The 25798-nt window shown below is 54.5% G+C and carries 27 protein-coding genes and 1 riboswitch; of the genes, 18 read left to right on the plus strand and 9 right to left on the minus strand.

Translation table 11 applies throughout. The annotated features are described in order from the left end of the window. Positions 1 to 6: 6 nt before the first annotated feature. Complete coding sequence (gene dsbI / locus G4551_RS20120; RefSeq protein ID WP_003838131.1) at positions 7 to 678, plus strand: protein-disulfide oxidoreductase DsbI; 672 nt, start codon at positions 7 to 9, stop codon at positions 676 to 678. A gap of 82 nt (positions 679 to 760) precedes the next feature. Here the strand turns inward: dsbI and ribB are convergent, their stop codons facing one another. Next, the gene (ribB, locus tag G4551_RS20125; protein WP_003838130.1) at positions 761 to 1414 is read right to left on the minus strand and encodes a 3,4-dihydroxy-2-butanone-4-phosphate synthase; all 654 of its coding nucleotides are present in this window, start codon (positions 1412 to 1414) and stop codon (positions 761 to 763) included. A 106-nt stretch (positions 1415 to 1520) separates the two neighbouring features. Next, a riboswitch (FMN riboswitch) is annotated at positions 1521 to 1670 on the minus strand. Between the two features lie 132 nt (positions 1671 to 1802). Here ribB and ubiK point away from each other — a divergent pair. After that, complete coding sequence (ubiK, locus tag G4551_RS20130) at positions 1803 to 2099, plus strand: ubiquinone biosynthesis accessory factor UbiK (protein ID WP_003024618.1); 297 nt, start codon at positions 1803 to 1805, stop codon at positions 2097 to 2099. Positions 2100 to 2131: 32 nt separating this feature from the next. Here ubiK and glgS read toward each other — a convergent pair whose 3' ends face one another. Continuing rightward, positions 2132 to 2338: a cell surface composition regulator GlgS gene (gene glgS, locus G4551_RS20135; RefSeq protein WP_019077704.1), complete on the minus strand. Its 207-nt coding sequence runs from the start codon at positions 2336 to 2338 to the stop codon at positions 2132 to 2134. A 260-nt stretch (positions 2339 to 2598) separates the two neighbouring features. On the opposite strand from glgS, the gene G4551_RS20140 reads away from it, so the two are divergent. Then, complete coding sequence (locus G4551_RS20140; RefSeq protein WP_003024624.1) at positions 2599 to 3228, plus strand: OB-fold-containig protein; 630 nt, start codon at positions 2599 to 2601, stop codon at positions 3226 to 3228. 23 nt (positions 3229 to 3251) lie between these two features. After that, a complete protein-coding gene (locus tag G4551_RS20145) occupies positions 3252 to 4919 on the plus strand; it encodes a flotillin family protein (RefSeq protein WP_003838127.1) in 1668 nt (555 codons plus the stop codon). 92 nt (positions 4920 to 5011) lie between these two features. Here G4551_RS20145 and hldE read toward each other — a convergent pair whose 3' ends face one another. From hldE to G4551_RS20160, 3 genes are all read right to left on the minus strand, one after another. After that, positions 5012 to 6445 (minus strand): bifunctional D-glycero-beta-D-manno-heptose-7-phosphate kinase/D-glycero-beta-D-manno-heptose 1-phosphate adenylyltransferase HldE, encoded by a 1434-nt coding sequence (gene hldE, locus G4551_RS20150; protein WP_003838125.1) that lies wholly within the window; start codon positions 6443 to 6445, stop codon positions 5012 to 5014. Positions 6446 to 6504: 59 nt separating this feature from the next. Continuing rightward, positions 6505 to 9345, minus strand: coding sequence for a bifunctional [glutamate--ammonia ligase]-adenylyl-L-tyrosine phosphorylase/[glutamate--ammonia-ligase] adenylyltransferase (glnE, locus tag G4551_RS20155; protein ID WP_003838123.1), 2841 nt, complete (start codon positions 9343 to 9345; stop codon positions 6505 to 6507). Positions 9346 to 9470: 125 nt separating this feature from the next. Then, the gene (locus tag G4551_RS20160; protein ID WP_003838121.1) at positions 9471 to 10772 is read right to left on the minus strand and encodes a CYTH domain-containing protein; all 1302 of its coding nucleotides are present in this window, start codon (positions 10770 to 10772) and stop codon (positions 9471 to 9473) included. A gap of 241 nt (positions 10773 to 11013) precedes the next feature. Between G4551_RS20160 and G4551_RS20165 the strand changes: the two genes are divergently transcribed. Together G4551_RS20165 and G4551_RS20170 are read left to right on the plus strand one after the other, a co-directional pair. After that, the gene (locus G4551_RS20165) at positions 11014 to 11634 is read left to right on the plus strand and encodes a TIGR04211 family SH3 domain-containing protein (RefSeq protein WP_003024650.1); all 621 of its coding nucleotides are present in this window, start codon (positions 11014 to 11016) and stop codon (positions 11632 to 11634) included. A gap of 61 nt (positions 11635 to 11695) precedes the next feature. Continuing rightward, positions 11696 to 12937 (plus strand): multifunctional CCA addition/repair protein, encoded by a 1242-nt coding sequence (locus G4551_RS20170; protein WP_003838120.1) that lies wholly within the window; start codon positions 11696 to 11698, stop codon positions 12935 to 12937. Positions 12938 to 13034: 97 nt separating this feature from the next. Here the strand turns inward: G4551_RS20170 and bacA are convergent, their stop codons facing one another. Continuing rightward, complete coding sequence (gene bacA, locus G4551_RS20175; RefSeq protein ID WP_003838118.1) at positions 13035 to 13853, minus strand: undecaprenyl-diphosphate phosphatase; 819 nt, start codon at positions 13851 to 13853, stop codon at positions 13035 to 13037. Positions 13854 to 13939: 86 nt separating this feature from the next. Next, a complete protein-coding gene (gene folB / locus G4551_RS20180; protein ID WP_003838117.1) occupies positions 13940 to 14308 on the minus strand; it encodes a bifunctional dihydroneopterin aldolase/7,8-dihydroneopterin epimerase in 369 nt (122 codons plus the stop codon). 106 nt (positions 14309 to 14414) lie between these two features. Between folB and plsY the strand changes: the two genes are divergently transcribed. Beyond that, the gene (gene plsY, locus G4551_RS20185; protein ID WP_003024662.1) at positions 14415 to 15032 is read left to right on the plus strand and encodes a glycerol-3-phosphate 1-O-acyltransferase PlsY; all 618 of its coding nucleotides are present in this window, start codon (positions 14415 to 14417) and stop codon (positions 15030 to 15032) included. 31 nt (positions 15033 to 15063) lie between these two features. On the opposite strand, the gene ttdR is transcribed toward plsY, so the two are convergent. Then, on the minus strand, positions 15064 to 16005 hold the full coding sequence (gene ttdR, locus G4551_RS20190; protein WP_003838115.1) for an L-tartrate utilization transcriptional activator TtdR: 942 nt from the start codon (positions 16003 to 16005) through the stop codon (positions 15064 to 15066). Positions 16006 to 16217: 212 nt separating this feature from the next. Between ttdR and ttdA the strand changes: the two genes are divergently transcribed. The 10 genes from ttdA (at position 16218) to ureG (ending at position 24290) form a co-directional block, all read left to right on the plus strand. Beyond that, a complete protein-coding gene (ttdA, locus tag G4551_RS20195; RefSeq protein WP_003838113.1) occupies positions 16218 to 17126 on the plus strand; it encodes a L(+)-tartrate dehydratase subunit alpha in 909 nt (302 codons plus the stop codon). Beyond that, the gene (ttdB, locus tag G4551_RS20200; protein ID WP_003838111.1) at positions 17123 to 17728 is read left to right on the plus strand and encodes a L(+)-tartrate dehydratase subunit beta; all 606 of its coding nucleotides are present in this window, start codon (positions 17123 to 17125) and stop codon (positions 17726 to 17728) included. The genes ttdA and ttdB overlap by 4 nt, the downstream gene beginning before the upstream one ends. Before the next feature lie 48 nt (positions 17729 to 17776). Beyond that, entirely contained in the window at positions 17777 to 19240 is a 1464-nt protein-coding gene (locus tag G4551_RS20205) for an anion permease (RefSeq protein ID WP_003838109.1), read from the plus strand. 121 nt (positions 19241 to 19361) lie between these two features. Further along, positions 19362 to 20186 carry an urease accessory protein UreD gene (locus G4551_RS20210; protein ID WP_197027403.1) on the plus strand — a complete coding sequence of 275 codons (825 nt, stop codon included), beginning with the start codon at positions 19362 to 19364 and terminating at the stop codon, positions 20184 to 20186. Between the two features lie 10 nt (positions 20187 to 20196). Beyond that, positions 20197 to 20499, plus strand: coding sequence for an urease subunit gamma (locus tag G4551_RS20215; protein WP_003024678.1), 303 nt, complete (start codon positions 20197 to 20199; stop codon positions 20497 to 20499). Between the two features lie 9 nt (positions 20500 to 20508). Beyond that, on the plus strand, positions 20509 to 20829 hold the full coding sequence (locus G4551_RS20220; protein WP_003838104.1) for an urease subunit beta: 321 nt from the start codon (positions 20509 to 20511) through the stop codon (positions 20827 to 20829). Beyond that, positions 20822 to 22525: an urease subunit alpha gene (gene ureC, locus G4551_RS20225; protein ID WP_003838102.1), complete on the plus strand. Its 1704-nt coding sequence runs from the start codon at positions 20822 to 20824 to the stop codon at positions 22523 to 22525. The genes G4551_RS20220 and ureC overlap by 8 nt, the downstream gene beginning before the upstream one ends. Positions 22526 to 22533: 8 nt before the next feature. Continuing rightward, entirely contained in the window at positions 22534 to 22992 is a 459-nt protein-coding gene (gene ureE / locus G4551_RS20230; RefSeq protein ID WP_003024684.1) for an urease accessory protein UreE, read from the plus strand. Next, positions 22992 to 23663, plus strand: a complete 672-nt coding sequence (locus tag G4551_RS20235) for an urease accessory protein UreF (RefSeq protein ID WP_003838098.1) — start codon at positions 22992 to 22994, stop codon at positions 23661 to 23663. Before ureE ends, G4551_RS20235 begins: the two co-directional genes overlap by 1 nt. Positions 23664 to 23672: 9 nt before the next feature. Further along, entirely contained in the window at positions 23673 to 24290 is a 618-nt protein-coding gene (ureG, locus tag G4551_RS20240) for an urease accessory protein UreG (RefSeq protein WP_003838095.1), read from the plus strand. Positions 24291 to 24327: 37 nt separating this feature from the next. Here the strand turns inward: ureG and tsaD are convergent, their stop codons facing one another. Beyond that, the gene (gene tsaD, locus G4551_RS20245) at positions 24328 to 25341 is read right to left on the minus strand and encodes a tRNA (adenosine(37)-N6)-threonylcarbamoyltransferase complex transferase subunit TsaD (protein ID WP_003024694.1); all 1014 of its coding nucleotides are present in this window, start codon (positions 25339 to 25341) and stop codon (positions 24328 to 24330) included. Between the two features lie 236 nt (positions 25342 to 25577). Here tsaD and rpsU point away from each other — a divergent pair, with 236 nt between their 5' ends. After that, complete coding sequence (gene rpsU / locus G4551_RS20250) at positions 25578 to 25793, plus strand: 30S ribosomal protein S21 (protein ID WP_001144069.1); 216 nt, start codon at positions 25578 to 25580, stop codon at positions 25791 to 25793. Positions 25794 to 25798 lie beyond the last annotated feature (5 nt).

The raw sequence follows: 25798 nt of genomic DNA on the forward strand, positions 1-25798 counted from the left end.
GAGGCTATGGTTTTCATAAAAGGATTGTGGCGGGACTTACGTACCACGCCGGTTGATACGCTGGTGAGATGGCAGGAACGGCGCTTTCTGTGGCTACTGATGGCCTGCGCGATGGGCGGGTTAATAATATTGGCCCACTCGTTTTTCCAAATCTATCTCTATATGGCCCCCTGCGAGCAGTGTGTCTACATTCGCTTTGCCATGTTTGTGATGGTTTTCGGTGGATTGATCGCGGCAATAAACCCTAAAAATGTTGTTCTGAAGCTTATTGGCTGCATTGCGGCATTTTACGGCAGCATCATGGGCATTAAGTTCTCGCTCAAACTCAATGATATTCATCATGCGGTACATAGCCCGGATTCGCTGTTTGGCGTCCAGGGGTGTTCCACTGATCCGACATTCCCTTTCAATTTGCCGCTGGCAAACTGGGCTCCGGAGTGGTTTAAACCCACTGGAGATTGCGGCTATGATGCCCCCATAGTGCCTGATGGCGTGGCACTCAGCAGTACGCAAAAGTGGTTTATCGATCTATACCAACAGTCTGAAGGCTGGTATCTGCTTCCACCGTGGCAATTTATGAACATGGCGCAGGCATGCCTGCTAGCCTTTGGCTTATGTTTATTGCTGTTGGTGATAATGAGCGGCGCATGGGCATTGAAACTGGCCAGGGCCAAATAATTTGAGCAAAAATAAAAAAACCGAAGCCTGGAAGATGGCTTCGGTTTTTTATGCTTACCACAACTAACGTGGTAATAGTCTATTAGCTGGCTTTGCGCTCGTGCGCCTGACGGTAAGCCACCAGGTCTTCGATAGTCACCACCGCCATATTATGCTTGCCGGCAAATTCGATGCACTCTGGCGCACGCGCCATGGTGCCATCGTCGTTGGTCAGTTCGCACAGCACGCCTGCCGGTTTAAACCCTGCCAGCGTCATCAGGTCGATGGTCGCTTCAGTATGACCACCGCGGGTCAACACGCCGCCAGCCTGAGCACGCAGCGGGAAAACGTGCCCCGGACGGTTAAGATCGGAAGGTTTGGCGCCATCCTTAATTGCCGCACGCACCGTAGTCACACGGTCCGCAGCGGAAACACCGGTGGTCACGCCCTCTGCTGCTTCAATGGTCACGGTAAAACCGGTGCCGTAAGCGCTGGTATTATTTTCCACCATCATTGGCAGATCGAGCTGTTTTCGTCGGTCTTCAGTGATGCACAGGCAAACAATACCGCTACCGTGACGGATGGTCAGCGCCATCTGTTCTACGGTCATGGTTTCTGCCGGGAAAATCATATCACCTTCGTTTTCGCGATCTTCATCGTCAAGCACCATCACACCGCGTCCTTCACGCAGCGCAGACAGCGCATGTTCAACACGTTCGAAAGCCGTACCAAAAGAGGAAAGTAGCGTCTGATTCATGGTAAAAAAACCTCACTAAAATTATGGTTACCAGAATCAGGGCAGTCTTAGGAGTACCGTCTAAGCGGCAAAAAAATAACGTGAGCGGGTCCATGCCCGACTGGATCGTTACTCTCTCCCATCCGGACTCTAACCGTCGGCCCCGGAATTACACCGGATCTGCTGACCTTTTTGCCGTAACAAAAAGCGCTCGCGGGCTTTCAACATCAGTTGATTTACCGCCGGTGGGGAATTTCGCCCCGCCCTGAGAATAAGCGGGTTAACTATAACGCTATTGATTACCTTCATCAACGCCTTTACTCGTCTTAGCTTCACACAATTCTGGTTTATGCCTGTGCCAGTTCGCACTACAATAGGCAGCAACACGTACCAGTTCAGGGAAACCACAATGATTGACCCGAAAAAAATTGAGCAGATTGCTCGTCAGGTTCACGAGTCGATGCCGAAAGGGATCCGCGAGTTTGGCGAAGACGTCGAGAAGAAAATTCGTCAAACGCTGCAGTCACAGCTGACCCGTCTGGATCTGGTAAGCCGTGAAGAATTCGATGTACAGACTCAGGTTTTATTGCGCACACGTGAAAAGCTGGCGCTGCTTGAGCAACGTCTGACTGAGCTGGAATCGCGTGAAAAAACGGCAGAAGTTAAACCTGCCCCCGCGATCCCGTCAGTCGATCCGCAAGAGTAAAACGACAACGGGCCGCAAGGCCCGTTTTTCTGTTAGTGTTCCAGTTCTAGCTTCCTGGCTTCCGTCGCCTGCTGGCAGTACAGCGCATAGCGTTTGCAAAACCAGCTTCGATGTTCTTCATCCATGTTCCCGGTTATCGCCTGGATATCAACGGGATGGCCCTCAGCCTGCATTCTGGCAAAACTACGGGCCAGGAAATCGAAATTGTTCATTGAATACATATTGCTGTTCATGAGCATACCCTCCAGTTATTGAATATCTGCTAAGGCCATATGCTTTTTCTAATTTCAGTATTTCCCTGGATACGAAGTTATTCTGTACATATTGTGCGCAAAAAAACCGCCTGCTTCACAGTTTCCTACGAAATCTAAGAGGGGGATGAGCCCCTTTTCGGATTAAAGACCAGGGTAACGCATGTTATTGTAACTTCATGTAAAAGTAAGAGGTAAAACCATTACTTTTGACACGGACAGGGAACGCAGTAACAGGAGGAAACAACTTGGTATTATTCACGGATTACAACAGCCCCTACCTGTTTGCTATTTCATTTGTACTGTTGATTGGCCTACTGGAAATCATCTCTCTTATTTTTGGCCATTTTCTTTCAGGTGCGCTTGATGCTCACCTCGAACATTACGATGCCCTGACTTCCGGCAATATCGGCCAGGCGCTTCACTATCTCAATATCGGGCGGATCCCGGCACTGATCGTGCTGTGTTTACTCGCTGGCTTCTTTGGACTCTTCGGTATCCTCCTTCAGCATGGCTGGGTCACGCTGTGGCAAGCACCGCTCAGCAACCTGCTGCTTGCTCCGGTGAGTTTTATTCTTGCCGTCTTCGCCGTGCATTACAGCGGAAAAATCATTGCTCCCTGGCTGCCGCGGGATGAAACCACCGCCCTCGCTGAAGATGAATTTATCGGCAGCATGGCGATTATTACCGGACATTCCGCAAGTGCCGGAACCCCCTGCGAAGGCAAATTTACCGATAAGTTCGGGCAGACTCACTATGTGCTGCTGGAGCCTGAAGCGGGCAAAGAATTCAAAAAAGGAGACAAGGTGCTGATTATCTGCCGACTCTCCGCAACGCGTTACCTGGCCGAGCTAAACCCCTGGCCGACTGTTTTATAATTTTATACAGAGGGATCTTATAGATGGATGATGTTTTTGGCATGTTACCTTCATGGATGTTTACCGCCATTGTGGCGGTGGTCGTCTTAGTAATTATCGGGATTATTTTTGCCCGCCTGTATCGCCGCGCATCTGCTGAACAGGCGTTTGTGCGTACCGGCCTTGGTGGACAAAAAGTGGTGATGAGCGGCGGCGCAATTGTCATGCCTATCTTCCACGAAATTATTCCTATCAACATGAACACCCTCAAACTTGAGGTGAGCCGTTCAACTGTCGACAGTCTCATCACCAAAGACCGTATGCGCGTGGATGTCGTCGTCGCCTTTTTCGTGCGTGTAAAACCGTCTGTTGAAGGGATTGCTACCGCCGCACAGACGCTGGGACAGCGGACGCTGTCACCAGAGGATTTACGTGTGCTAATAGAAGATAAGTTTGTTGATGCCCTACGTGCCACTGCGTCGCAGATGACCATGCATGAACTGCAGGATACGCGTGAAAACTTCGTTCAGGGCGTACAAAATACCGTCGCGGAAGACCTGTCCAAAAACGGCCTGGAACTGGAGAGCGTTTCACTCACCAACTTTAACCAGACCGAAAAAGTCCATTTCAACCCGAATAACGCCTTTGATGCCGAGGGTCTGACCAAGCTGACCCAGGAAACAGAACGCCGTCGTCGCGAACGTAACGAAGTCGAGCAGGACGTAGAAGTTGCCGTTCGTGAGAAAAACCGTGATGCGCTGGCACGCAAGCTGGAAATCGAACAGCAGGAAGCCTTCATGACTCTCGAGCAGGAGCAGCAGGTGAAGACCCGCACGGCCGAGCAAAACGCCAAAATTGCCGCCTTCGAAGCCGAACGTCATCGTGAAGCTGAGCAGACGCGCATTCTTGCCGAACGGCAGATTCAGGAAACAGAAATCGAGCGCGAACAGGCGGTGCGTTCCAGAAAAGTCGAGGCCGAGCGTGAAGTTCGCATTAAAGAAATCGAACAACAGCAGGTAACGGAGATCGCCAACCAGACCAAGTCCATCGCTATTGCCGCCAAGTCTGAACAGCAGTCTCAGGCTGAAGCACGCGCTAACGATGCGCTAGCCGAAGCGGTTCGCGCCCAGCAGAACGTAGAAACCACCCGCCAGACCGCAGAAGCGGATCGTGCCAAACAGGTGGCGTTGATTGCCGCTGCGCAGGATGCAGAAACCCAGGCGGTTGAACTGACCGTCCGGGCAAAAGCGGAAAAAGAAGCTGCAGAATTGCAGGCGGCAGCAATTGTTGAACTGGCCGAAGCCACGCGGAAAAAAGGTCTGGCGGAAGCCGAAGCCCAGCGTGCGCTGAACGATGCCATCAACGTGCTTTCCGACGAACAGACCAGTCTGAAATTTAAGCTGGCCCTGCTGCAGTCCCTGCCAGCAGTCATTGAGAAATCCGTTGAGCCAATGAAGTCTATCGATGGGATCAAGATTATCCAGGTTGATGGTCTGAATCGTGGCGGCGCCGTCGGTGAAGTGACCGCAGGTAACGTAACCGGAGGGAATCTGGCTGAGCAGGCATTATCCGCCGCCCTTGCCTATCGTACACAAGCGCCGCTGATTGACTCGCTGTTAAATGAAATTGGTTTGTCCGGCGGTTCGCTGTCGGCACTGGCCGATCCGCTGAAAAACAGTCCACAGCCTGTTGAGAAAACGACTGAAGAATAAGAAACAGAAATGCCGGATGGCAACGCTTACGCGTTTTATCCGGCCTACAACCTCGTAGGCCGGGCACCGCCATCCGACAAACATTCCAATTGTTATTTATCGCTGTCTTTCTGGATCTTCTTGATGATATTGGTCGTTGAGCAGCCATCTTCGAAGTTCAGCACCAGCACTTCACCGCCGTTCGCCCATACCTCTTTGCTGCCCGCAATATCTTCTGGCTTATAGTCACCGCCTTTGACCAGCAGATCCGGCAGGATGCCGGCGATCAGACGCTGCGGTGTATCTTCTTCAAAAGAGACCACCCAGTCGACGGATTCCAGCGCGCCCAGCACGATCATGCGCTGTTCCAGCGGGTTGACCGGACGCGTTTCGCCTTTCAGACGTTTGGTCGACGCATCGCTGTTTACCGCCACGATCAGGCGATCGCCCAGCTTGCGCGCATTTGCCAGATAGGAAACGTGGCCCGCATGCAGGATGTCAAACACGCCGTTAGTCATCACCACTTTCTCACCGCGCTTGCGGGCGCTGGCAACGGCCTGTTTCAGCTCAGATTCGCTCATCACGCCAAAACCAGTATCAGCCCGACCACGCACCGCGTTTTCCAGTTCAATCGGAGAAACGGTGGAGGTTCCCAGTTTACCAACCACAACACCGGCTGCAGCGTTGGCAAAATAGCACGCCTCTTCCAGTGTGTTACCCGCCGCCAGCGTCGCCGCCAGCACGCCAATTACCGTATCGCCCGCACCGGTCACGTCATACACTTCCTGCGCCTGCGTCGGCATATGCAGTGGCGATTTGCCCGGTTGCAGCAACGTCATCCCCTGTTCTGAACGGGTAATCAGCAGTGCGGAAAGGTCGAAATCAGCAATCAATTTCATGCCGCGCTCAACCAGTTCATCTTCGCTTTTGCATTTACCCACTACCGCTTCAAACTCAGACAGGTTGGGCGTTAGCAGCGTTGCGCCTCGGTAACGTTCAAAATCGGTCCCTTTCGGATCGATAAGTACCGGCACGCCAGCCTTACGCGCCAACGCAATCATCTGCTGCACGCTTGCCAGCGCGCCTTTGGCGTAGTCGGAAAGCACCAGAGCGCCAATAGAACCCAGCGCCTGATTAATACGCTCGTGCAGCGGCTGCGGATCCACGCCTTCAAAACCTTCTTCAAAATCCAGACGAATCAACTGCTGGTTGCGGGAAAGCACGCGCAGTTTGGTGATTGTCGGATGCGTCGGCACGGAAACGAAGTCGCATTTTACGTTCACATCCGCCAACGTTTTGCTCAGCGCACGCGCCGCGTCGTCGATACCGGTCAAACCCACCAGACGGGAATTTGCGCCCAGAGAGGCAATGTTCATCGCCACGTTTGCTGCGCCACCGGGACGTTCTTCGATGGTATCGACCTTCACCACCGGAACCGGCGCTTCAGGTGAAATACGGCTGGTAGGGCCGTACCAGTAGCGATCCAGCATCACATCACCGACAACCATGACTCCTGCACGTTCAAACTCTGGCAGCGTTACTTTCATTCCTGTCTCCTGAGAGATTCTCTGAGGGTCTTAAAATTTGCGCGCGATAATAGCACACTTCACTCGGCAACCAGCCACTTCTGCCAGCTGTCACGCACCAGCGTACGTTCAGCGTCAAAGTGCTCCAGCGCCACATGGCCCGGAAGTTCCTGCAACGCAAGATGGTGAAGTTCATCACGCAACGTCGTATAAGCACGGGTAAGCGCCAGCGCTTCCTGCTCGTCCATAATGTCGTTTTGCGCCAGCAATTCCAGAATGCGCACGTTATCCGACCAGCGCGTCAGCTTCGGTTTTTCATGCGCATAGCGCAACACCAGATACTGCGTAATAAACTCAATATCGGTAATGCCACCCTCATCCGCTTTAATATCAAAACGATCCCGATGCTTATTGCCCAAATGGGCGCGCATTTTCTCACGCATTTCACGCACGTCGGTCTGCAAGGTTTTCCCATCACGGACGAGGGTCATGATATCGCGACGAATCGCATCAAACTGAGAGGTCAACTGCGGGTCGCCATATACCACACGAGCACGCACCAGCGCCTGATGCTCCCATGTCCAGGCTTCGTTGCGCTGGTAATCGTCGAAAGCGTCGGTTGATGTCACCAGCATTCCCGCCGCGCCGGATGGACGCAGCCGCGCATCCACTTCGTACAAAATACCGGACGAAGTGCGGGTGCTGAAAAGGTGCATAATGCGCTGCGACAGACGCAGATAGAACTGTCGCCCATCAATCTCACGCTCACCGTCCGTCATCACGTCCATCGGACAATCATGCAGGAAGATCAAATCAAGATCCGAACTGTAGCCCAGTTCCCAGCCGCCCAGTTTGCCATAGCCGACGACGGCAAAACCGCGCCCCTCACGTTCGCCAAGATGGGTAGGTTGCCCGTAGCGAGCAACCATCTGCGTCCACGCCTGCTGGACTACCGCATCAATAATCGCTTCCGCCAGCCAGGTTAAATGGTCGCTCACCTTCATCACCGGCAGCGTACCGGCGATATCAGCCGCGGCAATACGCAGTAGCTGCGTTTGCTTAAACTGGCGCAGTGCCTCCAGTTGCTGCTCTTCGTCATCTTCTGGCACGCGCAGCAAATACTGGCGCAGCTCATCACGGTAGGCGTCCGTCGCGGTAGGTTGATACAGGGTATTCGGATCCAACAGTTCGTCGAGCAACAACGGATACCGCGCCAGCTGGCTGGCGACCATCGGCGAGGCCGCACAGAGCGAAATCAAATGCTTCAGCGCCCCGGGGAATTCGCTCAGCAGTTCCAGATAGGTCGTGCGAGTCACAATACCCACCAGCAGCGGTGTAATGCGTGACAGCGGGACTGAGGCGTCGTCACGCGTACAGACATCGCTCAGCAGATGCGGCATTAAATGATCCAGCACCTGTCGTCCGCGTGGGCCAATAGTGCGTTTATCCAGCTCTTTGCGGAAATCAGCAATCAGAGACAGCACGCGCCGCCGATCGTCATCCGCCAGATGCGTCAGCACTGGCGTGGTGTCATCTTCCTGTAAGGCATCCTGCCACAATTCGCGCCACTGTTCTGAGAGCGACTCTTCCTGGGTTTCAGCTTCGTCATCGCCAATCAGCTCGTTGAAGACCCGGCGCACATTGTCCATATGATTGGTCAGCACATCGGTTAACTGCTGCCAGTCATCAACGTTCATCCCCCACGCCAGCCGCGCGCGATTCAGTTCATCACCCGGCAGCGTCTGGGTCTGCTCATCATTGATACTTTGCAGCAGGTTTTCCAGGCGGCGTAAATAGAGATAGGCTGCGCGCAGTTGTTCCGCGTCGGTATCAGAAAGCAAGTGCAGCGCATTGATGGCGCTAAGCGTCGGTAACAGCGAGCGGGATTGCAGCGATGGCTCGCGCCCACCGCGAATCAGCTGGAATACCTGCACGATAAATTCGATTTCACGAATGCCGCCCGCCCCCAGCTTGATGTTATCTTTCAGGCCACGACGGCGTACTTCACGCGCAATCATCCCTTTCATGTTACGCAGCGACTGGATCACGCTGAAATCAATATAGCGACGGAAGACAAAAGGCCTCAGCATGGCACGAAGCTCGCTGACGTATGTACCGTCGGCATCGCCCATAATGCGGGCTTTAACCATCGCATAGCGTTCCCAGTCGCGCCCTTGTTCCTGGTAATAATCCTCCAGCGCGGAGAAGCTCAGCACCAGCGGGCCGCTGTCGCCAAACGGGCGTAAACGCATATCCACCCGATAGACAAACCCATCCATTGTGGGCTGATCCAGCACTTTGATAAGCCGCTGGCCCATACGGGTAAAGAACTGCGCGTTATCCAGCTCGCGACGCCCACCCTGTGTGCTGCCGTGTTCCGGCCAGGCAAAAATCAGGTCGATATCGGAGGAAAAATTCAGCTCGCCGCCGCCCAGTTTCCCCATGCCTAAAATCAGCAGCGGCTGCGCCACACCTTTAGGATTACACGGCGTTCCCCATTCGCGACAGCAGGCTGCGTACAACCAGTCGCGCGCGGCAACGATCAACGTTTCAGCCAGATGACTTAGCTGCTGCAAAATACTCTCTTCGGTCACCAGCGACAGCGTCTGTGCCCAGGCGATACGCACCATAATGCGACGACGAAACAGGCGTAACTCACGCATCAGTGTGTTTTCGTCACTAACGTCAGCCAATGCTTGCTGTAACCAGTTGGCATAGTGTTGCCATTCATCCGCCAGGGGTGGAGTGCTTTCCAGCTCAGCCAGCCATTCGGGATGGGCAATAATGCTGTCACGGACAAAATCACTGAATGTAAGTACTGACTTCGCCTGAACGCTAAGCGAGGACTCAGATATTGCTGCTGGCAGCCGCTCAACAATGGTCGGCCAGTACTGCTGTAACGGTGAAGAGAGCTGCTTCATTTACGGGTTATCCTTTGAATGGTGCCGGATGCGTCTTTTCGCCTTATCCGACCTACATGACAGTTACACACATCGCGTAGGCCTGATAAGCGCAGCGCCATCAGGCATCCCGGCCTCGGCCCTGATTATCGTTTTCCGCTGTGCAGCCAGAACGGTTCCAGCGCGATCGCCTCGTTGCGGAAGTGTTCAATTTCAATATATTGGTTGGCCGCAATGGCGCGACGTAAGCCCTGCCAAGTTGCGATCCATTCTGATGCGACATTTTCGTCGTAGTATCCCGCCAGCATCAGCATGCTATCAATGTTGCGCGTCAAACGTGGAAGCTGATCGGCGTACTGATCGCCCAACGGCTGCGCAAAAGCGGTTTTCAGCTCAGCGGCATGGCGTGAAAGATGGGTATCAGAGAAGCGCTTAAAGGAGTCGGCAATTTTGCCCTGCGCCTTCGCATCCAGGAACGGCTGCCATCCTTTGGTCACCAGCCATTCGGTCAGCGCCAGCTTGGCCATTGCCGTTTGCGTACTGTAAACCGCCGAAATAGCAGAAACGTCCGACGCAATGATCGCTTCCGATTGGGTCAGTAAATCACGTAAGTGAGCGCTCGCTTTTCGTGGCACATTACCGCCAAACAACATCAGAATGTGACGCACCAGCCCCATTGCCGCCAGCACCTCGGCTTTCGCCCCTTTAACGCCGCGTACCCACAGCTCTTCGTGGTACTGCCACTGTGATAATGCCAGCTCCAGCGCCGCTTCCAACCCCTGCTCAATGCTTGCCTTCGCCGGAACCTTCAAAATCCGCGTCGGTTTGAGTTCGCGCGGCGCATTCCCCAGGGCCAAATGATAACCGCGCGCGGCTTTGCTCAAACTGCCCTGGCGTAAACCGGTTTGCGAAACCAGCTGGTTTGCCAGCTTCAGTACCGCACGGGTATCGCCGCTTAGCAGTTCAAGTTCAAGCTCACAGATAGGTTCTGCAAACTCGCCCGCTTTCACTTCCCCCACATCGAGGGCCATTTCAATCCGGCTGCCATCAACATCAACCAACCATTTCTCACGGAAAAAATCGGTGCTGAACAACGGCTGCACTTGAGAAGCAAGTTCAGCGGGCAGTTTGCCATCAGGCCAGGCTTCCGTTGGGAACAAGGCGAGATCCAGCTCAGGCGCGTCCAGCGCAACGTTAAATTCCGGTCGCTGATGCAGGCCGCCCGTCACGCGTCCGGCAATTTTCATGGTCATTTCGTAATGACCGTTTTCACCGCGAATACGCAGCCCCATATCGTGACCACGCAACCACGCATCCGGCGTTTCGTAGTAAATATTCAGCAACTGGCTGGGCGCATGATGCTCTCCCCCCAGCGTATTCAGACGTTCACGTAGCGCATCGACAGCGTCACTATTAACGATAAATTTTAATTCGATTTCCTGGGCCATGGTCTTGTACTTATGGGTTATGTCACAGTTGAGAAAACTGACTGCGAACTAAGTTCGTTCTTTATGGTCAGTAGATAGTATTTTGCGCCAAATTGCCATGCAACGAGCAATTTGACGGGCGTAAAAGTTTCGAGTGGTGGCAAAAAGGACACAGATGATTCCGATTGATGTCGAATGCTTTGCGTAGAGACACTGATGCCACTACTATCGTTCCACTTTCTATGACAATAACGACAGCCTGATGCCAAAATTACGCCTGATTGGATTAACTTTACTCGCACTTAGCGCCACTGCAGTCTCTCATGCCGAAGAAAAGCGCTATGTCTCTGACGAACTGAACACCTGGGTCCGCAGCGGTCCGGGAGATAATTATCGCCTCGTGGGTACGGTTAACGCCGGCGAGGAAGTCACGCTATTACAGACCGATGCCAATACTAATTACGCCCAGGTGAAAGACAGCACCGGACGTACCGCCTGGATCCCACTGAAAGAGCTGAACAGTACGCCGAGCCTGCGTACCCGCGTTCCCGACCTGGAAAACCAGGTTAAGATCTTGACCGATAAGCTCAATAATATCGATACCACATGGAATCAGCGTACCGCCGACATGCAGCAAAAGGTAGCGCAGAGCGACAGCGTGATTGACGGGCTGAAACAAGAAAACCAGAAGCTGAAGAACGAACTTATCGTGGCGCAAAAGAAGGTGAGCGCAGCCAACCTTCAGCTTGATGACAAGCAGCGTACTATCATCATGCAATGGTTTATGTATGGAGGCGGCGTGCTGGGTCTTGGTCTGCTGCTCGGTCTGGTTCTGCCACACATGATCCCAAGCCGTAAACGCAAAGATCGCTGGATGAACTGAATCGCCTTCTCCGCCACACTGACATATGATTAAGGGATATTTTTTTCAAAAGGAAAGTGGCGTGAAGATTTATCTGGTCGGTGGTGCTGTTCGGGATGCGTTATTAGGGCTACCGATTAAAGATAAAGATTGGGTCGTTGTCGGCGCCACGCCGCAAGGAATGCTCGACGCGGGTTACCAACAAGTAGGCCGCGATTTTCCCGTGTTTCTGCATCCGCAAACCCGGGAAGAGCATGCGTTGGCGCGTACTGAACGTAAATCAGGTTCGGGATATACCGGATTCACCTGCTACGCCGCGCCAGATGTGACGCTGGAGGCCGATCTTCAGCGGCGCGACCTGACCATCAACGCAATGGCCCGCGATGACAACGGGGAGATTATCGACCCGTATAACGGACGCGACGATCTGGAAAACCGCCTGCTGCGTCATGTTTCCCCGGCTTTTAGCGAAGATCCACTGCGCGTGCTGCGCGTAGCACGCTTTGCTGCCCGCTATGCGCACCTTGGCTTTCGTATTGCCAACGAAACCATGACGCTGATGCGCGATATGAACGCCGCTGGCGAACTGGAACACTTGACGCCAGAGCGCGTGTGGAAAGAAACGGAAGGCGCCTTAACCACCCGCAACCCACAGGTATTTTTTCAGGTCCTGCGCGACTGCGGCGCACTGCACGTTCTGTTTCCTGAAGTGGATGCTCTGTTCGGCGTTCCCGCGCCCGCGCAGTGGCACCCGGAAATTGATACCGGTATTCACACGCTGATGACGCTGTCGATGGCAGCCATGTTAAGCCCGGAGGTCGACGTGCGTTTCGCCACGCTGTGCCACGATCTTGGCAAAGCATTAACGCCTAAAGCGCTATGGCCGCGCCATCATGGCCACGGTCCGGCGGGCGTTAAGCTGGTCGAGCAACTGTGTCAGCGCCTGCGCGTGCCGAATGACATCCGTGATTTAGCCAAACTGGTGGCCGAGTTCCACGACCTCATTCATACCTTCCCGATCCTGCAACCGAAAACCATCGTTAAGCTGTTTGATTCCATCGATGCATGGCGCAAACCGCAGCGCGTGGAGCAAATCGCCCTCACCAGCGAGGCCGACGTGCGTGGGCGAACCGGTTTTGAAGCGGCGGATTACCCGCAAGGCAGGCTGTTGCGTGAAGCCTGGCTGGTTGCACAGGCGGTTCCCACGAAAGATGTCGTGGAAGCGGGATTCAAAGGTCAGGCAATTCGTGAAGAACTGACCCGGCGTCGCATTGCGGCGGTGGCCAACTGGAAGGAGAAGCGGTGTCCTAAACCTGCCCATTAAACTGACGTTGCCGGATGGCGGCATAAATGCCTTATCCGGCCTACATATTACGCCCGTAGGCCGGATAAGCGCAGCGCCATCCGGCATTTAGTGGCGATCAGAAAAAAACCACATAGACGGCAGCCGCCACAACAAAGCGGTAAATCGCAAACGGAATGAACGAAATACGCTTAATCAGTTGCAGGAAGGTTTTGATCGCGACCAGCGCCACGATAAACGCCGTCACAAAACCGACTGCAAACATCGGTAAATCTGATGCGCTAAGGAACGACCAGCTCTTGTAGAGATCCAGCGCCGTCGCTCCCATCATCATCGGCACCGCCAGCAGGAATGAAAACTCAGAGGCCGCGTAACGGCTCACGCCCATCAGCATACCGCCAGAAATCGTCGCCCCTGAGCGAGAAAAACCCGGCCACAGCGCCAGACACTGAAAACAGCCAATCATAAACGCCTGGCGATAGGTCATATCATCCAGACCCGGCGCGCGCGGCTCTTTCGGCTTCAGGCATTCTGCAGCAATCAGCAGTACACCACCCACCACCAGCGCATACATCACGTTGATCGGGTTAAACAGCGACTTGATAGTGTCGTGGAACACCAGTCCCAGTACAACCGCCGGAATCATCCCCAACAGGATATGCCCCAGCGTCAGCCGACCTTTGCCAGTACCTTCATGCGGGGCCTTGCCGAAGTGAATGCCTATCAGGCCAAACAAACGTCGCCAGAACATCACCACTACTGCCAGAATAGACCCCAACTGGATCACCACCTCGAATGTTTTTGCGGTATCACCCTCAAAACCCAACAGGTGGCCAACAATAATCATATGGCCGGTACTGGAAACGGGTAAAAATTCCGTCAATCCTTCGACCACACCCAAAATTGCCGCCACCAGCAGCGAGTGCATATCACTCATTAATAAACCCCTAGATAGAGAAAACACGGCAAAAAAGAGCCGACGAAAGGACTCTTTTATACCCGTTTGATTTAGAAATTATTAAATTAATTATTTTCTTTCAGATTATTGCCACGCTCAATGACGACCCCGACGTTTGCCGCACGGGCTACCGCGCCAGGTTTGCTGAGTTTGATCCGCACCCACGGTGAATTAAAGCGGTTAAGTAGCAAATCCGCCACCTCTTCCGCTACACGTTCTACCAGCGCAAAACGCCCACCTTCCACATGATTAACAACCGTTTGAGCAATATCAGCATAGCTCAGGCAATCAGCCACATCATCGCTTTTAGCTGATTTGCGGTTATCCCATGCCATTTCGATATCGAACACCAACCGTTGTTCGATCGTTTGTTCCCAGTCGTAAACACCAATAGTGGTGATTACAGAAAGTTGCTCTATAAATACAATATCCATCACGACCTGCCTGCTTTTTGGCTAACCCGGATACCACTTCCGGCGAAATATGCGTATTATCCACAGAAGTAGCGTTTTACACGACATTTTCAAAACGGAACAGCTTATGAGTGCAATCGCGCCTGGAATGATTATCTTCGCGTACCTCTGTGGCTCAATTTCCAGTGCTATTCTGGTATGCCGCCTTGCTGGATTGCCGGACCCGCGCGACAGCGGCTCTGGGAATCCGGGCGCGACAAACGTGCTGCGCATCGGTGGCAAGGGAGCCGCCGTCGCGGTACTGATTTTCGACGTCCTGAAAGGTATGTTACCCGTCTGGGGTGCCTATGCGCTAGGCGTCAGCCCCTTCTGGCTGGGATTGATCGCAATCGCCGCCTGTCTGGGACACATTTGGCCGGTATTTTTCGGCTTTAAAGGTGGAAAAGGCGTTGCCACCGCCTTTGGCGCAATTGCGCCGATTGGCTGGGACTTAACCGGCGTGATGGCCGGAACCTGGCTACTAACCGTCCTGTTAAGCGGCTATTCGTCGTTAGGCGCTATCGTCAGTGCGCTGATCGCCCCTTTTTACGTCTGGTGGTTCAATCCCCAGTTCACTTTCCCGGTGTCCATGTTGTCGTGCTTAATTCTGCTTCGTCACCATGACAACATTCAGCGTCTGTGGCGTCGTCAGGAGCCGAAGATCTGGACCAAGCTAAAGAAAAAACGCGAAAAAGACCCCGAGTGATTTTATTGTCGGATAGCGACGCGTCGGCGTCTTATCCGGCCTCGGGGATGTGATACCCCTCCACCGGTTTGCCTAATCGGTTCTGACACCACGTCGCCAGAAACTCCACGCACACGCGAAGCTTCACGCTGCGATACAGCGGCACCTGATAAACCGCCCAGATATTAGCGCTCTGCGCATAGTCCGACAGCACACGCACCAGCTCACCGCTGGCCAGAAACGGTTGTACGTCCCATTCAGAACGCAGCATGATCCCTTTTCCCTGTAGTGCCCACTGCAGCACAATCTCACCGCTGTTAGAAGAAAGATGTCCCGCTACCTTAACCGACTTTTTCTCCTGACCGTTATCCAGTTCCCACACCCCGTGAGTCATATCCCGTTCTTTGGTGACCAGACAATCATGCCGAATTAATTCCTGTAACGTCGTCGGCTCACCGTATTTTTGTAAATACGGCGGTGCTGCGCATAATATCCTTTTATTTTTCGTTAACAAATGCGCAATATAATAATCAGGAATTTCATCATTGATACGAATATCCAAATCGATATTATCCTGCGCCAAATCAATTTGCCGATCGTAAAGTTCAAAATGTACCTGTAATTCAGGATAGCTGTGCATCAATTCTGTAATTGCCGGTGCAATATAACTGCGCCCAAAACCAAAGCTACAGCCGATACGAATCATCCCTGCCGGACGCGTTTTGAGTTGCGTAACGTCATCGACCAAATGTTGATAACCTGCGAGGATCGCTTGCGCGTGTTCATAGCAACGTTGGCCACTCTCCGTTAGCGCCACGCCGCGCGCCGAGCGGCTTAGCAACGTAGCCCCTAGCGTGGACTCGAGGATCTGAATGCGCTTCGTCACAAACGCTGGCGTCTGGCCCAGCGTCGCAGCGGCGGCGCTAAAGCTGCCGCTATGAACAATTTCAACCAGCACCTGTAGGTCTTTCGCCAGGGGATACGTATTCAGCATGATCGGTAATCCGTAATGTGATTAACCGCAGTGTAATTCTCCCATACGTATTAAACCCTGCCCTGGCGCAATTTTTATTGCCTTATCTGGACATCATTCACGAACTGTTAATTAGATATTCACAGTGCCAAATAATATAAAACCACATTTTTAGTGGTAGTTTGTGGCGGAGAATTTATTTCCAGACAAATAAAAGAACTGGAGTTAATAAGATGAGCAATCAAAATAACCAACATGCGATAACTACGCTGACGAACATTGTCGCCGACTTTACCGCCATGATTTCTACCCGCATGCCTGACGATGTTGTGGATAAATTAAAACAGCTGCGTGAAGGCGAAACCTCGCCGATGGGTAAAATCATCTACCACACCATGTTTGACAACATGCAGAAAGCTATCGACCTGAACCGCCCTGCCTGTCAGGACACCGGGGAAATTATGTTCTTCGTGAAGGTCGGTTCCCGTTTTCCTCTACTTGGCGAACTGCAAAGCATTCTGAAACAGGCTGTTGAAGATGCCACGGTAAAAGCGCCGCTGCGCCATAACGCGGTTGAGATTTTTGACGAAGTGAATACCGGAAAAAATACCGGTACCGGTGTGCCGTGGATCACCTGGGACATCATCCCTGATAACGATGACGCGGAAATCGAAGTCTACATGGCAGGCGGCGGCTGTACGCTGCCGGGGCGCTCGAAAGTGTTAATGCCTTCTGAAGGCTATGAAGGCGTGGTGAAATTTGTCTTCGAAAATATCTCCACGCTGGCAGTTAACGCCTGTCCTCCGGTGCTGGTGGGCGTGGGTATTGCCACCTCTGTAGAAACCGCTGCCGTGCTTTCTCGTAAAGCGGTGCTGCGCCCAATCGGATCACGCCATCCAAACCCAAAAGCGGCAGAACTGGAACTGCGCCTGGAAGAAGGACTTAACCGTCTGGGCATTGGGCCGCAAGGGTTGACCGGGAATAGCTCAGTGATGGGCGTACATATCGAATCCGCCGCGCGCCACCCGTCGACTATCGGCGTTGCCGTCTCTACCGGCTGCTGGGCGCATCGTCGCGGCACGCTGTTGGTTCATGCCGACCTCTCCTTCGAAAACCTGTCTCACACCCGGAGCGCGTTATGAAAAAGATCCTCACAACCCCGATCAAAACCGAAGATCTGGCAGACATTCGCGTTGGCGATGTCATTTACCTGACCGGCACGCTGGTGACCTGCCGCGACGTTTGCCACCGTCGCCTGATCGAACTGAAGCGCCCGATTCCTTATGACCTGAACGGCAAAGCCATTTTCCATGCGGGCCCGATCGTCCGTAAAAACGGTGAAAAATGGGAGATGGTCTCCGTCGGCCCAACTACCAGCATGCGTATGGAAGCGTTTGAGAAAGACTTTATCGAGCAGACGGGCGTCAAGCTGGTGGTCGGCAAAGGCGGCATGGGGCCGCTGACGGAAGAAGGCTGCAAACAGTTTAAATCACTGCACGTCATCTTCCCGGCTGGCTGTGCGGTCGTGGCGGCTACTCAGGTTGAAGAAATTGAAGAGGTACACTGGACCGAACTCGGCATGCCGGAATCTCTGTGGGTATGCCGGGTAAAAGAGTTCGGCCCGCTGATCGTTTCCATCGATACTCACGGTAATAACCTGATTGCCGAAAACAAAAAGCTGTTCGCTGAACGTCGCGATCCTATCGTCGAAGAAATCTGCGAGCACGTGCACTACATCAAATAACCCTCCCGGAGGGGCGTAACGCCTCTCCCTCTTTGCAGGGATACAACAATGGCACCTTTAGCTGGTTGGTGGCGATACCTGGCTCCGCTGGTGGTCATCGCCATTATTGCTGTTCTGCCCGTCCCCACCGGTCTTGAGAGTCACACCTGGCTCTATTTTGCCGTCTTTACCGGTGTGATTGTCGGGCTTATTCTGGAACCTGTACCGGGCGCGGTGATAGCGATGATTGGCATTTCGATCATCGCCGTCCTTTCACCGTGGCTGCTGTTCAGTCCGGAGCAACTCGCGCAGGACGGTTTTAAATTTACTGCCAAATCGCTGTCGTGGGCGGTATCTGGATTCTCAAACTCGGTCATCTGGCTGATCTTCGCGGCCTTTATGTTTGGTACCGGCTATGAGAAAACCGGCCTTGGTCGGCGAATCGCGCTGATGCTGGTGAAAAAGATGGGGCACCGGACGTTATTTCTCGGCTATGCGGTGATGTTCTCCGAACTTATCCTCGCTCCCGTCACGCCTTCCAACTCCGCGCGCGGAGCCGGAATAATCTACCCGATTATCCGCAACCTGCCGCCGCTGTATAACTCGCAGCCCAATAGCGCCAGTTCACGCTCCATTGGCTCGTACATCATGTGGATGGGCATTGTCGCTGACTGCGTTACCAGCGCTATTTTCTTAACGGCGATGGCACCGAATCTGCTGTTGATCGGCCTGATGAAAGGCGCGTCCCACACGGCGCTGAGCTGGGGCGACTGGTTCTTAGGCATGCTGCCGCTGAGCATTTTACTGGTGCTGATCGTGCCGTGGCTGGCGTACCTGCTGTATCCACCGGTACTGAAATCCGGCGATCAGGTTCCACGTTGGGCAGATACAGAGCTAAAAGCGATGGGACCGCTCTGCGCTCGCGAGAAAAAGATGCTGGTACTGATGGTCGGCGCGCTAGTGCTGTGGATCTTCGGCGGCGACTACATTGACGCCGCAATGGTCGGATACAGCGTGGTGGCGTTGATGCTGGTACTACGCATCATTAGCTGGGATGACATCGTCAGCAATAAAGCCGCATGGAACGTCTTTTTCTGGCTGGCCTCGCTGATAACGCTCGCCACCGGGCTCAATAACACCGGTTTTATTACCTGGTTCGGCAAGCTGCTGGCGGGAGGACTGAGCGGCTATTCGCCGATGATGGTGATGGTGGCGCTGATCGTGGTGTTCTATCTGCTGCGCTACTTCTTTGCCAGCGCCACGGCGTATACCTCTGCCCTCGCGCCGATGATGATTGCCGCCGCGCTGGCAATGCCGGAAATCCCGCTACCGGTCTTCTGCCTGATGGTCGGCGCCGCCATTGGCCTGGGCAGCATTCTGACCCCGTACGCCACCGGTCCTAGCCCTATCTACTACGGCAGCGGTTATTTGCCAACGGTGGATTACTGGCGACTCGGCGCTATTTTTGGCCTGATTTTCCTCGTGCTGCTGGTGATCACCGGTCTGATCTGGATGCCCCTCGTTTTACTGTAATCTCCCTTGGGCGGCATATTGTCGCCCCTTAATCCATAAGCTTCTCATATGATCGATTTCCCGATGCGCTGAGGCATACTTTTTTGTATGCAAACACCCTCATGCTGATAGGGGAAACGCTCTGGACACGGTTGCGCACGAGACACTCACACGAGGCTGGCAGGCCGAACTGGAACTGCATTTTTCCTGCACCAGGCACAAAACGGTGCTCGCCTCGGCGCGTCATCATGGTCCATTGACAGTTCAGCGCCCGTTTTACCCGGAAGAGGACGTCTGCCACCTCTATTTGCTGCATCCACCTGCGGGGATCGTTGGCGGGGATGAGCTTCATATTGCCGTCACGCTCGACGAAAACAGCCATGCGTTAATCACCCAGCCCGGCGCGGGCAAGTTTTATCGCAGCCGAGGGCCACAAGCGCTGCTGCGCCAGCATTTTACCCTCGCCTCGCACGCCACGCTGGAGTGGCTGCCGCAGGATACGATCCTCTTTCCCGGCGCCAACGCCGCTATTCAGACCGTCTTTCATCTGACATCCGCAAGTCGCCTGCTGGCCTGGGATCTGCTGTGTCTTGGCCGACCGGTTATGCAGGAAACTTTCAGCCACGGCATGCTGCAAAATCGCCTGGAAGTGTGGCGAGATGGGCAGCCGCTGCTGATAGAACGCTTGATATTGCAGGAGGGGAATCTGAGCGGCGTCGCGCATCATCCCTGGGTCGGCACGTTGCTGTGTTATCCGGCCAACGAACACATGCTGGAGGGCACGCGGGAGCGGCTTATGGCGCTTGGCGATTACGCCGGGGCAACGCTTAACGACTCGCTGCTGACAATCCGTTTTCTTGCTAACGACAACCTGGTTGTTCAGCGCGTTATGCGTGACATCTGGCAATTTTTGCGCCCGCTGCTGACACATAAAACGCCTGTACTACCGAGAATCTGGCACACCTAAGAGAACCCTTATGGAACTGACCCCCAGAGAAAAAGATAAGTTGTTGCTGTTTACCGCCGCGCTGGTGGCGGAACGTCGCCTGGCCCGCGGACTGAAGCTGAATTACCCGGAATCGGTGGCGCTGATTAGCGCTTTCATCATGGAAGGGGCGCGCGACGGGCAAACTGTAGCCGCGCTGATGGAGGACGGGCGTCACGTCCTGCGCCGCGATCAGGTGATGGAAGGCGTACCGGAAATGATCCCGGATATTCAGGTTGAAGCCACCTTTCCGGACGGATCGAAACTGGTCACTGTCCACAACCCGATCGTCTAAGGAGCGGCAATGATCCCAGGTGAATATCAGATCGCAAAAGGCAGTATCGCACTTAATCAGGGGCGAGAGATCTGCACGATCGTGGTGGAAAATCATGGCGACAGGCCCATCCAGGTGGGATCGCACTATCACTTTTTCGAAGTGAACCCGGCGCTGCACTTTGACAGGCTGGCCGCACGCGGCTTTCGTCTGAACATTGCTGCGGGCACAGCGGTGCGTTTTGAGCCAGGACAAAAACGCGAAGTCGAACTGGTGCGCGTTGCTGGCACACAAAGGATCGTGGGTTTTCGCAGCGAAGTGATGGGCGCGCTGGAGGCAGATAATGAGTGACATTTCCCGGCAGGCGTACGCCGACATGTTTGGCCCAACCACTGGCGATAAAGTGCGCCTGGCGGATACCGACCTGTGGATCGAAGTGGAAAAAGACTTCACCACCTACGGCGAAGAGGTCAAATTCGGCGGCGGAAAAGTGATCCGCGACGGCATGGGCCAGGGGCAAATGCGCGCCGATGCATGTGTGGATCTGGTGATAACCAACGCGCTGATCGTCGATCACTGGGGGATCGTGAAAGCGGATATTGGTATCAAAGCCGGCAGGATCTTCGCCATCGGAAAGGCAGGTAATCCCGATATTCAGCCCAACGTTACGATCCCGATAGGCGTGGGAACTGAAGTCATCGCCGGGGAAGGCAAGATCGTCACCGCAGGCGGCGTGGATACACATATTCACTGGATCTGCCCACAGCAGGCGCAAGAGGCGCTGGTTTCCGGCGTGACGACGATGATCGGCGGCGGCACCGGTCCGGCCGCGGGCACTCACGCCACCACCTGTACGCCGGGTCCGTGGTACATCGCACGCATGCTGCAGGCGGCGGACGCGTTGCCGGTTAACATCGGTTTACTGGGCAAAGGTAACGGCTCAAATCCTGACGCCTTGCGCGAGCAAATCACTGCAGGCGCAATTGGCCTGAAAATCCATGAAGACTGGGGCGCCACACCCGCCGCTATCGACTGCGCGCTGACCGTGGCCGACGAAATGGACATCCAGGTCGCGCTGCACAGTGACACGCTCAATGAGTCCGGTTTCGTGGAAGATACGCTGGCGGCGATTGGCGATCGCACCATTCATACTTTTCACACCGAAGGCGCGGGCGGCGGTCATGCGCCGGATATCATCACCGCCTGCGCACATCCGAATATCCTGCCCTCCTCTACGAACCCGACGCTGCCCTATACCATCAACACCATCGACGAGCATCTCGATATGCTGATGGTTTGCCACCATCTCGATCCAGATATCGCCGAAGACGTAGCCTTTGCCGAATCACGCATTCGCCGGGAAACGATCGCTGCCGAAGATGTGCTGCATGACATTGGCGCCTTTTCCCTGACCTCGTCCGATTCGCAGGCAATGGGGCGCGTGGGCGAAGTGATCCTGCGTACCTGGCAGGTGGCGCACCGCATGAAGGTTCAGCGTGGCCCGTTGGCAGAAGAAACCGGTGACAACGACAACCTGCGCGTTAAACGTTACGTCGCCAAATACACCATCAATCCGGCGCTAACCCACGGTATCGCCCATGAAGTCGGCTCCGTTGAACCTGGCAAACTGGCCGATCTGGTGTTGTGGTCACCGGCATTCTTTGGCGTAAAACCGGCGACGATCGTTAAAGGCGGGATGATCGTCTGTGCGCCGATGGGCGACATCAATGCCTCGATTCCCACCCCACAGCCGGTGCATTACCGCATGATGTTCGGCGCACTTGGCGCAGCGCGGCATCACACCCGGCTGACCTTTATTTCGCAGGCCGCTGATGCGCAAAACATCGCGCAGCAGCTCAACCTGCAAAGCGCCATCGCCGTCGTTAAAGGCTGCAGAACAGTGAAAAAGGCCAACATGATCCACAACGACCTGCAACCCAATATCACCGTCGATGCTCAGACCTACGAGGTGCGTATTGATGGCGAACTGATTACCAGCGAACCGGCAAACGTTTTGCCGATGGCACAACGCTATTTTCTGTTTTAGGAGTGACGATGATCTACCTGACCCAACGCCTTGACCACGCTCACCGCGTCACCGCAAGCGTCACGCTACCCATTGATATGCGGGTAAAAAGTCGTGCCAGAGTGGCGCTGAACGACGGTCGCGAAGCCGGGCTGATGCTACCGCGCGGTTTGCTGTTACGCGGTGGCGACCTGCTGACCACCGACGATGGAAGCGAGGTGATCGAAGTGATCGCCGCGCCGGAGTCGGTTTCCGTGGTGCGCTGCGCCGATCCTTTCCTGCTCGCCAAAGCCTGTTATCACCTCGGCAATCGCCACGTTCCGCTACAAATTCTGCCGGATGAGCTGCGCTACCACCACGATCATGTGCTGGACGCCATGCTGCGCCAGTTCAACCTCGAGGTGACGTTCGCCCAGTTGCCGTTTGAACCGGAAGCAGGCGCTTATGCCAGTGAATCACACGGGCATCATCACGGCCATGCGCACTGATGCATAACACCCAACAACTGCGTCTGATGCAGCTCGCCAGCAGCGCACTCCCGGTGGGGTCGTTTACCTGGTCCCAGGGTCTGGAGTGGGCGGTGGAGATTGGCTGGGTGAAAAGCGTCGATGACTTCTCTGCCTGGCAAATTCAGCAGATGGAGCAGAACTTTTTTACCGTCGACCTACCGCTGCTGGCGAGACTGTATCGCGCCTGCGAGCAGGACGATCTCGACGCCGCACGCCGCTGGAGCGCTTACCTGTTGGCCTGCCGGGAAACCCGCGAACTGCGGGATGAAGAACGCAGTCGGGGCGCGGCGTTTACGCGGCTGGTCACCGACTGGGAGGCGGATTGCTCGCGAGAGTGGCGCACTCTCTTCGCCGACAGCCAACTCTGCGGCATGGCCTGGCTGGCCGTGCAGTGGAGAATTCCCCTGACCGAACTGGCGTTAAGCCTCGGCTACAGCTGGATTGAGAGCGCTGTGATGGCTGGCGTCAAGCTGGTTCCTTTTGGACAACAGGCGGCCCAGCGTTTGATTATTGCGCTCTGCGATCGCTATGCGCAGGGTCTGGCACAGGCGCTGGCGACGCCTGACGCCAGTCTCGGCTCCGCAACGCCGTTGGCCGCTATCGCGTCTGCCCGGCATGAAACCCAATATTCCCGATTATTCCGCTCCTGAGGAGAAAAAATGAGTAACTACAAGCATCCCCTGCGTGTGGGCGTTGGCGGCCCGGTCGGCTCCGGCAAAACGGCGCTGCTGGAAGCGTTATGCAAAGCCATGCGCAGTAGCTATCAACTGGCGGTAGTCACCAACGATATCTACACCAAAGAAGATCAGCGCATTCTCACCGAGGCGGGCGCACTGGAGCCAGACCGGATCGTCGGTGTGGAAACCGGCGGCTGCCCGCATACCGCCATCCGCGAAGATGCGTCGATGAATCTGGCTGCCGTAGAGGCGCTGAGCGAGAAATTCGGCAATCTGGATCTGATTTTTGTGGAAAGCGGTGGCGATAACCTGAGCGCCACCTTCAGTCCGGAATTAGCGGATCTGACGATCTATGTGATCGACGTTGCCGAAGGCGAGAAGATCCCGCGTAAAGGCGGTCCTGGGATCACTAAATCCGATTTTCTGGTTATCAATAAAACCGATCTGGCCCCTTACGTCGGCGCCTCGCTGGAGGTGATGGAACGCGATACCCTGCGTATGCGCGGCGAGCGTCCGTGGACGTTCAGTAATTTAAAATCCGGAGAGGGTCTGGAAAAAATTATCGCGTTTCTGGAAGAGAAAGGAATGCTGCGGATGTAGCGTCTTGCCCGGTAACATTGCGCCACCGGGCAAAAAATCACGCCGCCGGTAATTCCGCCAGCGGCCAGCGTGGGCGCACGGTTACGCCAAGATCCGCCGTTGCGCCCGCTTTAAAACGCACCATGCCCGCGTAGGCGATCATCGCCCCGTTGTCGGTACAAAATTCCGGACGCGCGTAAAATACTTCGCCACGACGTTTTTGCATCATCTCGGCCAGTTTTGCGCGCAGCGTACGGTTCGCGCTCACCCCCCCCGCCATCACCAGACGTTTAAAACCGGTTTGATCCAACGCGCGTTTGCACTTGATCATCAGCGTATCAACTACCGCATCTTCAAAGGCACGGGCGATATCTGCGCGCGTCTGATCGTCATTTTCGTTATTACGAATGGTATTCGCGGCAAAGGTTTTCAGCCCGGAGAAGCTGAAATCCAGCCCCGGACGATCGGTCATCGGGCGCGGGAAGACAAAGCGTTTTTCAACGCCTTGCGAGGCCAGCTTTGACAGCATTGGACCGCCAGGATAATCCAGTCCCAGCAGCTTGGCGGTTTTGTCGAACGCTTCGCCAGCAGCATCATCAATCGATTCGCCGAGTAATTCATACTGACCGATACCGGTGACGCTAATCAGCTGCGTGTGACCGCCAGAAACCAGCAGCGCGACGAACGGAAAAGCAGGCGGATTATCTTCCAGCATCGGCGCCAGCAGATGACCCTCCATGTGGTGCACAGGAATTGCTGGTACGCCCCAGGCGAACGCCAGCGAACGTCCTACGGTTGCGCCAACCAGCAGCGCGCCAACCAAACCAGGACCTGCGGTATACGCCACCGCATCAATCTCTTTTGCCGTCAGTCCCGCCTCTTTCAGCGCGGCCTGGATCAGCGGTACGGTTTTACGTACGTGATCGCGCGAGGCCAGTTCTGGCACTACGCCGCCGTAGTCAGCGTGTAATTTCACCTGACTATACAATTGGTTGGCTAAAAGACCTTTTTCATCGTCGTAAATGGCGATGCCGGTTTCATCGCAGGATGTTTCAATACCCAGTACACGCATGACTTGTTTTACCTCGCTCTATTACCGCGCAGTGTAGGACCAATGCGGGTTGATGTAAAACTTTGTTCGCCCCAGGAGTTCCGCTCGTGTATACTCCTTGTCCTTATAAAAGTCCCTTTCAAAATCGCGTCGGTGCTTTACAAAGCAGCAGCAATTGCAGTAAAATTCCGCACCATTTTGAAATAAGCTGGCGTTGATGCCAGCGGCAAACCGAATTTATTAAAGGTGAGAGTTACATGCCGGTAATTAAAGTACGTGAAAACGAGCCGTTCGACGTAGCACTGCGTCGCTTCAAGCGTTCATGCGAAAAAGCAGGTGTTCTGGCGGAAGTTCGTCGTCGTGAGTTCTATGAAAAACCGACTACCGAACGTAAGCGCGCTAAAGCTTCTGCTGTGAAACGTCACGCGAAGAAACTGGCTCGCGAAAACGCACGCCGTACTCGTCTGTACTAATCTAT

Origin of the sequence: Citrobacter freundii ATCC 8090 = MTCC 1658 = NBRC 12681, from assembly GCF_011064845.1 — a bacterium.
Classification (GTDB): Bacteria; Pseudomonadota; Gammaproteobacteria; order Enterobacterales; family Enterobacteriaceae; genus Citrobacter; species Citrobacter freundii.